This window comes from Flavipsychrobacter stenotrophus, from assembly GCF_002954265.1.
In the GTDB taxonomy this organism is placed as follows: Bacteria; Bacteroidota; Bacteroidia; order Chitinophagales; family Chitinophagaceae; genus Flavipsychrobacter; species Flavipsychrobacter stenotrophus.
This window is the reverse complement of sequence record NZ_PPSL01000007.1, coordinates 78,078-93,830: the sequence shown is the minus strand read 5'-3', so window position 1 is coordinate 93,830 and position 15,753 is coordinate 78,078. Positions and strand designations below refer to the sequence as shown.

Sequence of the window (15,753 nt, the reverse complement as noted above, 5' to 3'; positions counted from 1 at the left end):
CTTTTAAACTAACTGATACCATGAACAATGTATTTTATGAGGGGCAGGTGATGTGGTCAATGGTGGATGCCAATGCGCACTTACGCCATTCAGCATATGCCGATTTTGCTGCGCAGGCAAGATTGAATTTGCTGGAACGCTTTGGTCTAAAACCATCTGTGTTTCTGAAACAGGGTATAGGTCCTATTCTCTTTCGGGAGGAGACTTTCTTTCTAAAAGAGGTACGGCCAAATGATATAGTGCGGGTGACGTGCGAATTAACCAAAAGTCGGGCTGATGGATCGCGGTGGTCTATAAGGCATGAGATATACAGGAGTGACAATACCAAGGCCGCCATTATCAATGTAGACGGGGCATGGATAGATACGGTACAAAGAAAGCTGACTTCGTTGCCTGATGACCTGAATACGCTTTTTATGCAAACACCGCATAGTGATGATTATGCAGAAGATATTCCGAAGGCAAAGGCTTAGGGATTTCAGAAATATTTTTTATATTTATCTCAGCGATTACTAACCATTTAAACGAACAGTTATGATCAAACGTTTTTCAATGCACGTGGTACTTATATTGAGTCTGATCCTCAGTACAGGGCTTTCTGCATTTGCTCAAAAAGACAAGATAGAGGGACTGTGGTACAATGAAGAAAAGACGGCCAAGGTGGAAATATACAAGGCTACTGATGGTAAGTTCTGGGGCAAAATTGTATGGCTTAAGGAACCGCTAAGAAACGGTGTGCCTAAGATGGACGACAAGAATCCTAAGGATGCACTGAAGAAAGTGCCGCTGCTGGGGATCGTGCTCCTGAAGCACTTCAAGATCGATGATAAAGAAACGTATAATGATGGCGAGATCTATGATCCTAAAAATGGCAAGACCTATAGCTGCAAGATCACTTACAAAGGCGATAAACTGGATGTAAGGGGATATGTTGGCATCTCGCTTATAGGGCGTACAACCGTATGGGAACGAACTAATTGATATTTCAAGGAAATTACATTCTAGCCGCCGCCCGATCAGATTGGGCAGCGGTTTTTTGTTTTGGTTGAGAAATTGTGCTTATATAGACATACGATACCTTCGGCTTCGTGTCCTAAATAGCTTGTATTGCTATAAATATGTGACGCCTTCAGCGTCATTACGAATACATACAACCCTTAACTAACAATATGTTATGATGCCGAAGGTATCAGATGTCTATAGCAAAATCCGATACAAATTGGAAAACGATGCCGAAGGTATCGGACGTTATAAGTATGCAGACTACCTTAACCGAATGCCATTGTCACTAAGGTCATTTCAACTAAACAGGAAAATGGCTATCTAATACGCAAATTACAAAATCAATAACGATGTACATTGGCTACCGTAGCATCTCATAGATGCTCATTACATTTGTCATTTATAGGTTTTATCTATAGCTATAATATATAGCAGTATGGTATTTTAGCCTTTAATCTGTAAATTTGCCACATGCAAGCAACTACTCATTTAACATCATCTACTCAATATTTCCTCGAAAAAGAAGAACAATACGGTGCGCATAACTATCATCCGCTGCCTGTTGTGCTTAAAAAAGGACAGGGTGTGTTTGTATGGGATGTTGATGATAAACGATATTATGACTTCCTTTCGGGGTATTCTGCTATCAACCAGGGGCATTGTCACCCTCGTATCATAGAGGCTTTCCTGGAGCAGGCTCAAAAACTGACCCTCACTTCACGTGCGTTTCATAATGACGTGCTGGGTGAATATGAAGAGTTTATCACTAAGTTCTTTGGCTACGATAAAGTATTACCAATGAACACGGGTGTTGAGGCGGTTGAAACCGGCTTGAAGCTTGCTCGCCGCTGGGGTTATGATGTGAAAGGAGTGCAGCAGGGCAAGGCGAAGATCATTACCTGCGCACATAACTTCCATGGCCGTACATTGAGTGTGATCTCGTTCAGTACCGATGATGATTCTCGCCGTGACTTTGGTCCGTTTACACCGGGTTTTGAAGTGATCCCTTATAACGATGCAGCTGCATTGAAGGTGGCACTGCAGGATCCTAATGTGGTTGCCTTTCTTGTAGAGCCTATACAGGGTGAAGCGGGTGTAGTGGTGCCGGATGAAGGGTACCTGGCACAGTGCGCACAGATATGTAAGGATGCGAACGTATTGCTGATAGCTGATGAGATACAGACCGGCCTTGCGCGCACAGGTAAGATGCTGGCATGCGATCATGAAGAAGTAAGACCTGATATATTGTTGTTAGGTAAAGCACTTTCGGGCGGTACTATGCCGGTGTCGGCAGTATTGGCTGATAATGAAATTATGCTCACCATTAAGCCGGGTGAACATGGTTCTACCTATGGTGGTAATCCGCTGGCTTGTAAAGTGGCAATAGCTTCTTTAGAGGTATTGCGTGATGAGCAAATGGCTGAGAACTCTGCTATACAAGGCGCTCATCTGCGTCGCGAATTGGTGGCACTGAATAGTGAGCATATATCTATAGTACGTGGTAAGGGTTTGTTTAACGCCATAGTTATCAATCACCCTGATAAAGATGCAGCATGGGATATATGCATGCGCCTGAAGGATAACGGTCTGTTGGCCAAGCCTACCCATGGCGACCGCATCCGTTTTGCACCACCACTGCTTATAGACAGGGCGCAGATAGATGAGTGTATTGCTATAATAGCAAAGAGCATTAAAGGGTAATCAGTTAATAGGTTAATAAGGTAATATTGGCGGGATGGTTTTCATCCCGCTTTTTTTGTGCGGATTAGTCTGAACCATGATTTTTAGGGGATGAAAGGATTTTCTTGATTCACAGTTAGGAAATAAGCAGGATGTAGACACATCCCGCATTTAATTATACTCCTCTATGTTTCTTGATGAAGCGATACTAATGTGGTGTAGATAGTCTTCGACACGTGCAAAATAGGGTTGATTATTAAAGATTATTTTTCAGCCTCAAGCGAGGCATTTCTACTAGGATAGTTCCGATGTCTGTGCCCGTTGTCACAACTAAAAGGTCTTATAAAGTTTTTCTTTAGAATACCCTTATGATAGCATACGTTTAGTAAAGTGAAATTTTGTTCCGTTTTTTCATTAGGGCCAACAATTAATTTTAAGATGGTGATCGTCTGTAACCCCTGTTTGCTTGCTGTGAGGTTGTAATATCCAGCATTGACCACATTCAGAATGTACCTGCCATTGGAATCCGTATTGTTTTTGCCAACTACAATTCCATTTTGTCTCACAGCCACCGAGGCATTAACAATGGGATGTTTCATGCTATCTGTAATTATGCCGTTTATCTGCTGCGCGGTTGCGTAGAAAGTTGATACTAGTAGTAATGATAGTATCTGTAGTTTAAAATTCATGTGCAAAGTTGGTTGAGGTTCGTACGTATTAATGTTTATTTGTCAATTGCTTTTTGCCGCACTGCCGAGTATTGTATGGATGGAGACTTTCAAATCGTTGTGCGAGAAAGAAATTGGCAATGGTTTGTTTGCTACCTGCTACTGTTTTGTTTGCTCTTTGAGTTTGGTAGCCGATGTAGGTTGTTTCAATTTCGTAGGTGCCGGTATCGGGTAGTTTTAAGTTGTAGACACCATTGAAGTCGGTGATGGTCCCCGCTATCATTTTGGTGTTTTGGAGTATTCTTACTGTAGCATTGGTGAGTGGTTCACGACGGGTGTCTGTAACAATGCCGTATAGCTCTTGTGCTCTGGCCGGGAGTGTAGCGACGAGGAGTAGTGATGTGAGGAGTTTTGTGTTCATAGTGATACCGTTATACTATTAGACGTAAATATAAGGGTGGAGCATGGGTATTGGGAAAAAAAGGTTTAACGGTGGTTGTGGTTTGGGCGATCTCAAAGAGGACAGGCCCGATGGTTTTTGGTGATAACACCAACAACGGCAAACAATAGGCCGAAGTCGGGAGGCTTTGCCCAGCGTAATTTTTACGGACTCAAAGAGGGCCGGCCGGGTGTTCGGGTTAGAGACCGTTAAATTATGTCGTCACGAGAGCGCTGCGCTAACTCTCGCGACAGTTATCTATGATCTGTTACCTACCGGTGACTATTTGCCATCACCTTCCATCATGTGGCGGTAGGCTTTAATGAAGATGGCGCCGAGGTTTTTGTAGGGTGGTACGTAGTCTGAGAATTTGTCCTTGTCGGCGGCGTCGCGCTTTTTGTTGAAGAAGACTTCGAGTCCCTGCCACATGTTGATCCAGTTGATGTCTTTGCCTTCTATCAATGAGTTGTTGAGGGAGCGGAGGATCTCATCATTCACGCCCATGGTGCCGGTTTGCTTTGATGATACTATGTGTGCATTAGGTGATTTGTTGAGCACGCCCGCCAGGTTCTGGTAGCCGCCGCAAGAGCCGAGGATGATGATTCGGGCGCTCTTGTCCAGTCGCTCCATTGTAGATTTAAGGTGGTAGCTATGGCCACGATGTATCATGATAGATGGATGGATGCCTGTATCTGTGAGGAACTTGGTTGTTTTGTCTATGGCGGCTTCTGCTTCCTGATCGGGCAGGGGCAGGTTGGCATAGATAACTACCTTTCTGCCCGTTACTGATGAAATGGTTGTCCAGTTGGCATTGGTGGCCATTTTCCAGCGTTTGTCTTTGCGGAACAGGTCGGTAAAGTGTTCATAAGAGTGTTTGCCGTCTTCGTCGCCAAAGAAGAATACCTGTTGGTAGACGGTGCCGGAGTCATTGACCAGATCTTTGAATGCTACCTTGTTGATGTTAGGCAAGCCTAGTCTTGCAGATACTACATTGGCACCCGTATCGCTATCTGAGATCTTATTGCCATCGAACAGTCTGGATAGGAGGCTGTAGATGACCATACCTTTCTTGCTTCGTTCCTTAAATGATTGTTCGTAACTTTCTTTTACCTGGTTTTGCAGGAAAGCAGATAGTGCAGTGTCTGTAATGCTGCCAAAGGCATCAGCCACATCTACCGCATCTTCAAGGTCGTCTTCGCGCCCTTTCTGCAGGTTGCGGATAAAGCCTGACATCAGGGTGATACGGGAAGAATCATCCATAGTGTAGAGGAACTCTGACAGGGTGTTGTAACCGGCGCACATGCGGATGAATGTGCGGAAGTGATCGTAGTGCAATGAATCGAGCAGTTGATTGCCCTTCATTGGCTTCATTTTGTCAAGCAGCCTTTTGAAAGAGCCGAGGAAGCTGCTGGTATAGATCTCGTCCTGGCCGTAGACCATTACGTTGTATAGTTCTACGTGCGATAGTCCTTCAATTATTTTGAACCTAACGGCATCAGAAGATTCATGCAGTTCATTCATTTCCCGTATGTACCTGAGGGCGCGATGTGCAGCCTCCTGTGTATAGGTGTATTTGGCGATAGGTTCTTCGGTCACCTTAAGGCGGATGAGATTTTTGTAAAACAGATCTTCATCGGCGGTGATCACATCGATCTGTGCTACTGTTTTTCTTTTATGGTAGATGTCGCCCAGGAAACAAAGCGCTTTAAGTGGTGCTTTAGAGCCATCGGCGATCTTTACAATTGACTGCACAAGAGGGTTAGCAGTGCGATGTACCGCATCGGTAAGTGCCGCGTTGGTAGATGTGGCGTAATTGTAAACGATATCAGGGTCGGTAATCGCGACGTCTGCTATTATTGGACCTGCAAAGGTATCGTTGGCAAAGTCGCCCAGCCGTTTGATCATTTTCTTAGGGTCAGCCTTGCCGAGGGTTGTGTACATGTAGGCGCGTACTTCTTTATAGTTATCGAAGAGCAAACGGCCATTGTCGAGTGTTATATAATTGGTGTTTTTTACGCAGAAGCTGGCGAACTTATCCTCGTTGTAAGCAATAAGCATATCATGCATATTGGCGACCACCTTTTTGTAATAGATCGGATCGGGCGAGGGGTCAGTGTTGAAGTTGCGCAGCATGTTATACACAGCGTTCAGGCAGCGGATACGTTCCTGATGATCGGCAAAAGAGTCGCGGCCGTTTGCAGGCATATTCTCTACCATTACCTGCAGGAAGTTGCCGTCTTTGAGGATAGCCTTTGTGATGATCTTAGATAACGCGGTGTCTGTTTTATACCTTATCTGATTGTCGATGATGCCATCTGATGCGTCGGCCCGTTTTAGTTCCTTGTCTATTTTATCTTCATGGAAATACCTTCTTTTAAAAGGTATTTCGTACATGTAGGTAGTGACCTTATAAGGGTCTATTGTTACTTCTACAGGGGTGGTGTCTTTCTTCACGATGATATGCCTCTGTATTACCAGCGTATCTTTTTGTTTGGTACTATCATTCACCGCAAGGGTATCCTTTATTATTACCTGATCGTTTTTAGCTACGACTGTGTCGAACAGAAATTTGGGCCGTTCCTGGGCGAGTAGATCTGAGTTTGTAACTGATATTAAAACAAGGAATAATAAAAAAAGAATTTTCTGCATATAGAATTTTCCTGCCGTGGCCGGGTATGTTTTTTACAAATATACTTTTTCAAGTGTGAAAATAAAGTTAGACTTTATATGTTGGAATTATGATCTGTAGTGATATTGGGCATGTAGGGATAGGGTAACTCCTACGGGGCAATGACATAAGTTAAGGACATTGTTGTTGCCTATATAGGAGTACGCTCTTTCAGAGCTTATTTCAAGGGGTGTTTTATACGTAGGGCTAACGCCCTACGCTATTGAGTTAGCTCTTTCAGAGCTATTCGTGATTATTGATATTGATATGATATGTAATGCTTTTTCTGGTGCTGGATTCGGTTATTCTAATTGAGGATCAGTATTGCGGCTATGCTGCCCGTGAGCGTAAATACCGTTCTATTTGTTTTATGGTTTGTTCGTGGTCGATCTGTGCATGGTAATCTCCGGGATCGGGGATGAACCTGCGGTCGGCTTCGGGAAGGGTGTACTGGAGTAGGTTATATTCCACGCATTGTTTGTTGTATTGTTTTTCACCTATGTCGACTATCGAGTCTTTGTTGCCATAACGGTAATCTTCGAGCAAGTGCTTGTATTTGTCGAAGTAGTCGTAGGGGCGTTCTTCTGTTTTTAGTGCGTCGGCGGGTAGGGGCGCGGGTTCTTCACGGGTTTGTTTTAGTGCCTTGGAAGTTGGCTCTATCTCTGTTTCGGCAGTGTCGAGGCCCATAAACTGCATGTACTTTTGGGCTATAATTTTTGACAGTTCCTTGTCATCTTTAGCCAGGAAGCTGCAGAAGGTGGTCATGAACTTAGCTACGTGGTCGGTAGCGTTGAATTTCTTGATCTTGATAACGTTGGTGAGCAGTTTTGTGTGCATGTTGATCTCCTGTTGGGTGGGAATCTGTTCGGCTGCCGGGCGTGCGAAGAGCGCGTTTTGGATGGAGAGTAACTGAGTGCAGAAATTGTCGGCAATGATGGCCGGAATGGCGGTGGGGTTGAATTGCGATGATAGCATATAGTTTATCTTTTGAGGGCGTAAAACTACTTAGGGAAAATAACATGTGCAAATTAACAATCAATTGTTATCCACATTCATGGTTGGTGAAAATGGGTTAATTTATTGTCTTTCAATGCCCTCAGCGATTTTGAAATTTGTGGATAAGTTGTTTTTGGTGGGTGTGTGATTAGGGTGTTTTTGGATGATATGGAAATTATTTTGTGTGTGATGGGGTGTGGGTCCGTACTCAAAGTGAACCGTCCCGACGTGTCAGTCTGGAGACTGGTAACCAGTCGGACGTAGAAAGAGTCTGCGTCCACAAGTGTTCTAAACTTCATTTTCTGTAACAAACTCCCCATATAATGTAACTTCTTTCGCCCGTGCCTACCGGCAGGCAGGCCTTCAGGGCTAGGCTCACTTCCTTTTTTAATATCCGGGGCTACACCCCGGGCTATTATATTTCGGTCTTTCAGATCTGTTTTATCGCGTTTCGGACACTTGAGGTCTGCGCCCAGCACGAGGTGAGGACGAGTACGATACAAAGTTTTGATAAACAAAGCACAATGAGCGTGGCATGATTTTTTAACACATTCCCACATTCCACATTTTTCCACAGTTTTGAAAGTTTGATTTAGATATTGAAAATATATTTATTGTAATATTTATATTGTTTCATACTGGCCAAATCTATTTGTTATGGACACCGTAGATAAAAACCTCCTTAACGCTGCAAATGCAGGCGAGACAGTGCTTCCGAAAGAAGAGGCTGCTGAGATACCAACACCGAAACGCATAAAAAAAGCGCGGACAAAACCTGTTTATCAGCCTGAGTATGAATCATTTTACCAGGTGAGTCCGCAGGAGGTATTGGATAAAGAACTCCTCAGAATACTCATAGAAGTGAGGAATGGGAATTTTGATGTGCGTATGCCTATAGACCAGGTGGGGATCAGCGGTAAGATCTGCGATACGCTGAATGAGATCATTTTCATGAATCAGAAGATGACCCATGAGTTTACCCGCGCCAGTAACACTATTGGTAAGCATGGTAAACTGACACACCGTATCGATGTTCCATTCGCAAAGGGATCGTGGAGCAATGGGGTAGATGCATTGAATACATTGATATCAGACCTGGTGCATCCAACCATTGAGATAGCGGGGGTTATCAGTTCGGTGGCCAAGGGAAACCTGAGCCAGCAGATGCCGCTGCAGATAGGCGACCATGTGCTGCAGGGAGAGTTTGCCCGTATTGCCAAGGAAGTAAATGATATGGTGAAGCAGCTGAACCTCTTCTCGATGGAGGTAACGCGTGTGGCGCTTGAAGTGGGTACAGAGGGTAAGCTGGGTGGACAGGCCACGGTAAAGGGCGTGGGTGGTGTATGGAAGGATCTTACCGACTCAGTAAACCAAATGGCGAGTAACCTTACCGCACAGGTAAGAAACATTGCGGAAGTAACTACATCTGTAGCAAAGGGAGACTTATCAAGGAAAATTACGGTTGACGTAAAAGGGGAAATACAGGAATTAAAGAATACCATCAACACGATGGTGGATCAGTTGAACTCATTCTCAAGTGAAGTAACGCGTGTGGCGCTGGAGGTGGGTACGGAAGGTAAGCTGGGTGGACAGGCACAGGTAAGGGGTATTGGCGGCACGTGGAAAGACTTAACCGATTCGGTGAACCAGATGGCGAGTAACCTGACGGGCCAGGTGAGAAACATTGCAGAGGTGACGATAGCAGTGGCCCGTGGTGACCTTTCGAAGAAAATTACGGTGGACGTAAAGGGAGAGATCTCTGAGTTGAAATATACGATCAATACCATGGTGGATCAGCTGAACTCATTCTCAGCCGAGGTAACACGTGTGGCGCGTGAGGTGGGTAGTGAAGGTAAGTTGGGCGGACAGGCTGAGGTGAAGGGTGTGGCCGGTGTATGGAAAGACCTTACTGACTCGGTGAACCAGATGGGTAGTAACCTGACGGCACAGGTGCGTAACATTGCGGAGGTGACTACTGCTGTTGCCAAGGGTGATCTGAGCCGCAAGATAACCGTGGATGTAAAGGGAGAAATATTAGAACTAAAAGATACGATCAATACAATGGTTGACCAGCTCAACTCATTCGGGTCGGAAGTAACGCGTGTGGCCCGTGAGGTGGGTAGCGAGGGTAAGCTGGGTGGCCAGGCAACGGTGGAAGGAGTAGGGGGGTGTATGGAAAGACCTTACCGATTCGGTAAACCAGATGGCGGGTAACCTGACGGCACAGGTGCGAAACATTGCCGATGTAACAACGGCCGTGGCAAACGGTGACTTGTCGAAGAAAATAACGGTGGATGTGCAGGGTGAGATACTGGAGCTGAAACGAACTATCAATACGATGGTGGATCAGTTGAACTCCTTTGGGTCGGAAGTGACGCGTGTGGCGCGTGAGGTAGGATCGGAAGGTAAGTTGGGCGGCCAGGCTACGGTGAAAGGCGTTGGAGGTGTATGGAAAGACCTTACCTATAGCGTGAATCAGATGGCCAGTAACCTAACGGCGCAGGTACGTAACATTGCCGAGGTAACAACAGCGGTGGCGAATGGTGACCTCTCTAAAAAGATCACAGTGGATGTAGAAGGTGAGATATTGGAGCTGAAGAATACGATCAATACGATGGAGGATCAGCTGAACTCATTCGCAAGTGAAGTAACACGTGTGGCGCTGGAAGTAGGTACAGAAGGTAAGCTGGGTGGACAAGCAAAGGTGAAAGGAGTGGCAGGTACATGGAAAGACTTGACCGACTCGGTAAACCAGATGGCCGGTAACCTTACCGACCAGGTACGTAACATTGCCAATGTGGCCATTGCGGTGGCGAATGGTGATATGAGTCGAAAGATAACTGTGGATGTTCGTGGTGAGATCCTTCAATTGAAAGAGACACTGAATACGATGGTGGATCAGTTGAGAGCGTTCGCAAGTGAAGTGACGCGTGTGGCCCGTGAGGTGGGTACAGATGGTAAGCTAGGTGGACAGGCATTTGTGCCGGGTGTAGCGGGTACATGGAAAGACCTTACGGACTCGGTGAACCAGATGACGGGTAACCTTACCAGCCAGGTGCGTAACATTGCCGAGGTAACGAAAGCGGTGGCAAGTGGTGACCTTTCCAAAAAAGTAACTATTGACGTAAAGGGGGAAATATTTGACCTTAAAAATACCATCAATACGATGGTAGATCAGCTGAACTCCTTCGCCTTTGAGGTGACGCGTGTGGCGCGTGAAGTGGGGACGGAAGGTAAGCTGGGCGGACAGGCAGAAGTGAAGGGTGTGGCCGGTACATGGAAAGACCTTACGGACTCGGTGAACATGATGGCATCTAACCTTACCAGCCAGGTGCGTGGTATTGCCAAGGTGGTAACATCGGTGGCTACGGGTAACCTGAAACAAAAGCTGTCTATCAGCTCGCGTGGTGAGGTGGCACAATTGACAGATACTATTAATGAAATGATCGATACCCTTGCGGTATTTGCCGACCAGGTGACAACGGTAGCCCGTGAGGTGGGTGTAGATGGACGATTGGGTGGACAGGCCAATGTGCCGGGTGCATCAGGTATATGGAAGAACCTCACTGAGAATGTGAACCAGCTGGCAGAAAATCTGACGACGCAGGTACGTGCGATATCGGAGGTGGCATCGGCGGTAACGAAAGGTGACCTTACCCGTATGATACGTGTAAACGCAGAGGGTGAGGTGGAAGAGCTGAAAGATACCATCAACCAGATGATCGCCAACCTGAAAGAAACGACACTACGTAACCAGGAGCAGGACTGGCTGAAATCTAACCTGGCCAAGTTTACACAAATGCTGCAAGGCCAGAAAGATCTGAATACGGTAACACGTCGTATCCTTTCCGAGCTGGCACAGGTGGTCAATGCACAGCATGGTATGTTCTATATTCTGGAAACAGATGAAGATTTTAACAGCAGTACGTTGAAACTATTTTCTGCCTATGCATATAGGGATGACATCAACATTAAGCGAGAGTTCGGATTGGGAGAAGGGCTTGTAGGGCAGTGCGCACTCGAAAAGGAAAAGATACTCCTTTCTAATGTGCCGCAAGGGTATGTGAAGATAGGGTCGGGACTGGGTGAGGCGACGCCATTGAACCTGATAATATTGCCGGTATTGTTTGAAAAAGAAATCAAAGCGGTAATTGAATTGGCATCTTTTGATGTGTTCAATGAAACGCACCTTGACTTCCTTGGCCAGTTGACAGAGAGCCTGGGAATAGTACTGAATACGATCGAGACCAATACCCGTACAGAGCATCTGCTGGAACAGTCAACATCGCTGGCAGACGAGCTGAAGAGAACGAATGAAGAGCTGCAGGATAAGGCGCACCTGCTTGTGAAGCAGAAGGAAGAGGTAGAGAATAAGAATAAGGAAGTGGAAGAGGCCAGAAGATCGTTGGAAGAAAAGGCCGAGCAGTTGACACTTACTTCCAAGTACAAGTCAGAGTTCCTGGCCAACATGTCTCACGAGCTGCGTACGCCGCTCAACTCATTGCTGATCCTTGCGCAACAACTTTTCGAGAACCAGGAAGGTAATCTTACCGAAAAGCAGGTGCGTTTTGCGAAGACCATTCATAGTTGTGGTGATGACCTGATACAACTCATTAATGATATCCTTGACTTGTCGAAGATCGAGTCGGGCTATATATCGGCTGACTTCATTAATGTGCGCATCAATGAGATCACCACATTTGTAGAGACCACATTTAAACACGTATCTGAAAGCAAGAGCCTCCGGTTTATCATTGACAAGGAAACGACCTTGCCGGACCTCATTGAAACAGATGTACAGCGACTGAACCAGATACTTAAGAATTTGCTTTCTAATGCGTTTAAATTCACCGAAAAGGGTGAGGTGAAGTTGCGCATTTACGAATCTACCAAGAGCTGGAGGATGGGTAACCCGAGCCTGGAGCAGGCAAGGAAAGTGGTGGCATTTGAGATCACGGATACGGGTATAGGTATACAGAGAGATAAGCAGAATATTATCTTCGAAGCATTCCAGCAGGCGGAGGGATCAACCAGTCGTAAGTACGGTGGTACCGGTCTTGGATTATCCATCAGTCGTGGTCTTGCGGACTTGCTAGGTGGTACTATAGAATTGGAGAGCGAGGTGGGCAAGGGTAGTGTGTTCACATTGTATCTGCCTATTGAATACAATCCTAAGCTGATGAAGAAGGAAAAACAATCTGCTATCGCACTGAGTGAATATGAGTTGGCGCAGAATGAAGAGAAGCTGGCGTTCCAGACGATCCCATCTATAAAGATGCCGGAGCGCGATCTTGAGGGAGTGAATGAGATCATCAATCATACCGGGGATGACCGGAACAACATTAACTCTAACGACAAGGTAGTGATGGTGGTAGAAGATGATCTGCGCTTTGCCAAGATAATGATAGACAAGGCCCATGAGAGCGGCCTGAAAACTATAGTGGCTACCAGCTTTGGTGACGTATTTGAACTTGCCAATAAATACAGTCCTGTAGCGGTGACACTTGATGTGAAGCTACCCGACGCGAGTGGCTGGAAGATACTGGACCTCTTTAAGAATGATATGAACTTCAGGCACATACCTGTACATCTTATATCGGGGGAAGAGAACAGGATATTGGCAATGAAAAGAGGCGCGCGAAGTTTTCATCTTAAACCGTTGAAAAATGAAGCACTGTCGGTATTGTTCAATGACATTGTAGACTTCAATGACAAAGGCCCTAAGCAGTTGCTGGTTGTGGAAGACAATGAGATAGACTGTTCACAGATAGTGAAGGAGCTGGATAATGGTGAGGCGATACAAATTACTATTGCAACAAATGGTAAAGATGCGCTGGACCTGATCGCCAATAATTTATACGACTGTGTGATAGTGGATTACATGTTGCCCGACATCAGCGGCCTGGATTTTGTAATGGAGATACACAGTGCCAAGAAAAACCAGATAATGCCGGTAATCGTTTACTCAGCCAAAGACTTTTCGCCAAAAGAGAAGACCCAGTTGAAACAGTTTGCCAACAGGGTGTTGCTGAAGAATGTGAACTCACTGGAGCTGCTGCTGGAAGAAACGATAATGCATCTACACATTAATCATAAGGATCTGTTACCTGAAAAGAGAAGGATCATTGAGAACCTGAGATTAAAAGAAGATGTGCTGGCAGATAAGCGAGTGCTGATAGTAGATGATGATGTAAGAAACCTGTTTGCATTGACCACGGCATTTGAGCGGTATAATATAAATACCATTACTGCAGAGAGTGGCCAGGATGCGATCAACATTCTCAATGAAAACAGTAATATAGATATGGTGCTGATGGATATTATGATGCCTGAGATGGATGGGTATGAGACCACGCAGAAGATACGCAGGGAGCATAAAAACAGTATCCTACCTATAATAGCAGTGACGGCGAAGGCGATGAAGGGCGACAGGGAGAAATGCATAGAGGCGGGGGCATCTGATTATATCACCAAGCCGGTGAAGATAGATCAGTTATTGTCTTTGATGAGGGTGTGGTTGTATAAGTGATTTAGTCGTAAGTCATAAGTCATAAGTCATAAGTCGTAAGTCGTAAGTGGTTGTTGTAAGATAGTCTAAAGTAGATAGTAGATAGTAGATAGTAGATAGTAGATGGTGGATGGTAGATAGTAGATGGTAGATAGTAGTGAAGTTGGGGTATAAATGTATATGCTAATAGAGGTATAAAGTATGGAGAAAGTATTGACAGAAAATCCGGTGAAGTCTGACATTAAACTGCTGATAGTTGATGACAGGGAGGATAATTTGTTTTCGATAGAGACCATACTGGAGCAGGATGGCTATATCATCCGCACGGCCAATTCGGGCCGCGCAGCATTAAGGATATTGCTTAAAGAAGAAGACTTTACACTGATACTAATGGATGTGCAGATGCCTGATCTTAATGGGTTTGAGACAGCAACGCTTATCTATGAGCGGGATAAACTTAAGCATATCCCCATCATCTTTGTTACTGCCAATGACTATGGCGACGAGAGTGTATTCAAGGGGTATAAGATGGGCGGGGTGGATTACATCTACAAGCCAGTAAACCCTGAACTATTGCGTGCCAAAGTATCGGTTTTTGTAGAGTTGTACCGTAAGAACCATTTGTTGATAGCGCAGGACCAGAAGATGGCAGCTGCGAATAAGCGGCTGGAACAGGAGATCAAGGACAGAATCAATTCTGAAGCAAAGGTGAAGATGCTGAATATGCAGTTAATGGAGAACATCAACCGCTTAAAAGTGACGAATGAAGAACTGGAGCGATTTGCCTATGTGGCATCACACGACCTGCAGGAGCCGTTGCGGAAGATCATTTTGTTCAGCGACAAGTTTTCATTGAAGTATAAGGATGTGCTGAACGAGGAGAGCAATGACTATATAATGCGTATAATGAAGGCTGCAGAGCGGATGCGGGCATTGATAAAGAATATCCTCATTTTTTCGCGATCGGCAGTTAATGATGATGTGTTCGAGCCTACCGATCTGAATGTTCTGCTACAGGGAATAATATCGGACCTTGAGGTCTCGATAGAGCAGAAGAAGGCAGTAGTAAATATTGGTAGTCTGCCGACCATTACTATAGTGCAAAGCCAGTTCAGACAAGTATTTCAAAATCTTATTATGAATGCATTGAAGTTTTCAAGAGAAAATGCGCCTCCTGAGATCACGATATATGCCGAGCAGGTTAAGGTAAATACATCGAAGCGAAATAGTAAACCAAGTGGCGACTATTACACTATCTACGTAAAGGACAATGGTATTGGTTTTGAGCAGAAATATGCAGATGAGATCTTTACGTTGTTCAAGAGGCTGAACAGTGCCGATAAATTTGAAGGGACGGGTATAGGGCTGTCTATATGTAAGAAGATAGTAGAGCTGCATCATGGCCATATATCTGCGTCCAGCAAAATAGATGAAGGGGCAACGTTTTCCATTTCATTGCCGGTTGGCGGAGTAAAGGATATTGCCGAAGCTGTGAACTGATGCATAGTGCAAGTGGCACGGTATTTACAGTTTAAGTAAACACAGCAATAAAAATTACAGCCATGCATTACAATATAAGCAGTACTCTTGAACAGATGCCGGAAATCCCTATGCAGCCATCGCAGCCGGAAATTCCACCTAATATGCCGCAGCCGGTGCGAGAACCTAAGCCAGATATGCCTGTGCAGCCGAATAAGCCAGAGATCACACAAGTGCCATCGAGGCCGGAGGTGCAGCCACCTGTAGAGCCAGTTCCGGGAAAATAGATTTATGAAGTTTTAGACACAGGCAG

The 15,753-nt window shown here is 45.2% G+C and carries 11 protein-coding genes; 7 read left to right on the top strand and 4 right to left on the bottom strand.

The features are described 5' to 3' along the window. The first annotated feature begins 20 nt into the window (after positions 1–20). The 3 genes from CJD36_RS20420 (at position 21) to rocD (ending at position 2,703) form a co-directional block, all read left to right on the top strand. A complete protein-coding gene (locus CJD36_RS20420) occupies positions 21–473 on the top strand; it encodes an acyl-CoA thioesterase (RefSeq protein ID WP_205685663.1) in 453 nt (150 codons plus the stop codon). Between the two features lie 61 nt (positions 474–534). Further along, positions 535–981, top strand: coding sequence for a DUF2147 domain-containing protein (locus CJD36_RS20415; protein WP_205685662.1), 447 nt, complete (start codon positions 535–537; stop codon positions 979–981). Between the two features lie 492 nt (positions 982–1,473). Then, complete coding sequence (gene rocD / locus CJD36_RS20410; RefSeq protein WP_105041060.1) at positions 1,474–2,703, top strand: ornithine--oxo-acid transaminase; 1,230 nt, start codon at positions 1,474–1,476, stop codon at positions 2,701–2,703. Positions 2,704–2,945: 242 nt separating this feature from the next. On the opposite strand, the gene CJD36_RS20405 is transcribed toward rocD, so the two are convergent. The 4 genes from CJD36_RS20405 to CJD36_RS20390 all read right to left on the bottom strand — a co-directional run bounded on the left by CJD36_RS20405 (position 2,946) and on the right by CJD36_RS20390 (position 7,432). Continuing rightward, entirely contained in the window at positions 2,946–3,371 is a 426-nt protein-coding gene (locus CJD36_RS20405; RefSeq protein WP_105041059.1) for a carboxypeptidase-like regulatory domain-containing protein, read from the bottom strand. A 28-nt stretch (positions 3,372–3,399) separates the two neighbouring features. Continuing rightward, positions 3,400–3,771: a carboxypeptidase regulatory-like domain-containing protein gene (locus tag CJD36_RS20400; RefSeq protein WP_105041058.1), complete on the bottom strand. Its 372-nt coding sequence runs from the start codon at positions 3,769–3,771 to the stop codon at positions 3,400–3,402. 300 nt (positions 3,772–4,071) lie between these two features. Beyond that, positions 4,072–6,438: a hypothetical protein gene (locus CJD36_RS20395; protein ID WP_105041057.1), complete on the bottom strand. Its 2,367-nt coding sequence runs from the start codon at positions 6,436–6,438 to the stop codon at positions 4,072–4,074. A 349-nt stretch (positions 6,439–6,787) separates the two neighbouring features. Then, positions 6,788–7,432, bottom strand: a complete 645-nt coding sequence (locus tag CJD36_RS20390; RefSeq protein ID WP_105041056.1) for a hypothetical protein — start codon at positions 7,430–7,432, stop codon at positions 6,788–6,790. Between the two features lie 678 nt (positions 7,433–8,110). On the opposite strand from CJD36_RS20390, the gene CJD36_RS23765 reads away from it, so the two are divergent. From CJD36_RS23765 to CJD36_RS20370, 4 genes are all read left to right on the top strand, one after another. After that, complete coding sequence (locus CJD36_RS23765) at positions 8,111–9,667, top strand: HAMP domain-containing protein (RefSeq protein WP_240609396.1); 1,557 nt, start codon at positions 8,111–8,113, stop codon at positions 9,665–9,667. Then, entirely contained in the window at positions 9,657–13,982 is a 4,326-nt protein-coding gene (locus CJD36_RS20380) for a HAMP domain-containing protein (protein WP_240609395.1), read from the top strand. Before CJD36_RS23765 ends, CJD36_RS20380 begins: the two co-directional genes overlap by 11 nt. Before the next feature lie 180 nt (positions 13,983–14,162). Next, on the top strand, positions 14,163–15,461 hold the full coding sequence (locus CJD36_RS20375; RefSeq protein WP_105041054.1) for a sensor histidine kinase: 1,299 nt from the start codon (positions 14,163–14,165) through the stop codon (positions 15,459–15,461). 62 nt (positions 15,462–15,523) lie between these two features. Further along, complete coding sequence (locus CJD36_RS20370; protein WP_105041053.1) at positions 15,524–15,727, top strand: hypothetical protein; 204 nt, start codon at positions 15,524–15,526, stop codon at positions 15,725–15,727. Positions 15,728–15,753: the final 26 nt, after the last annotated feature.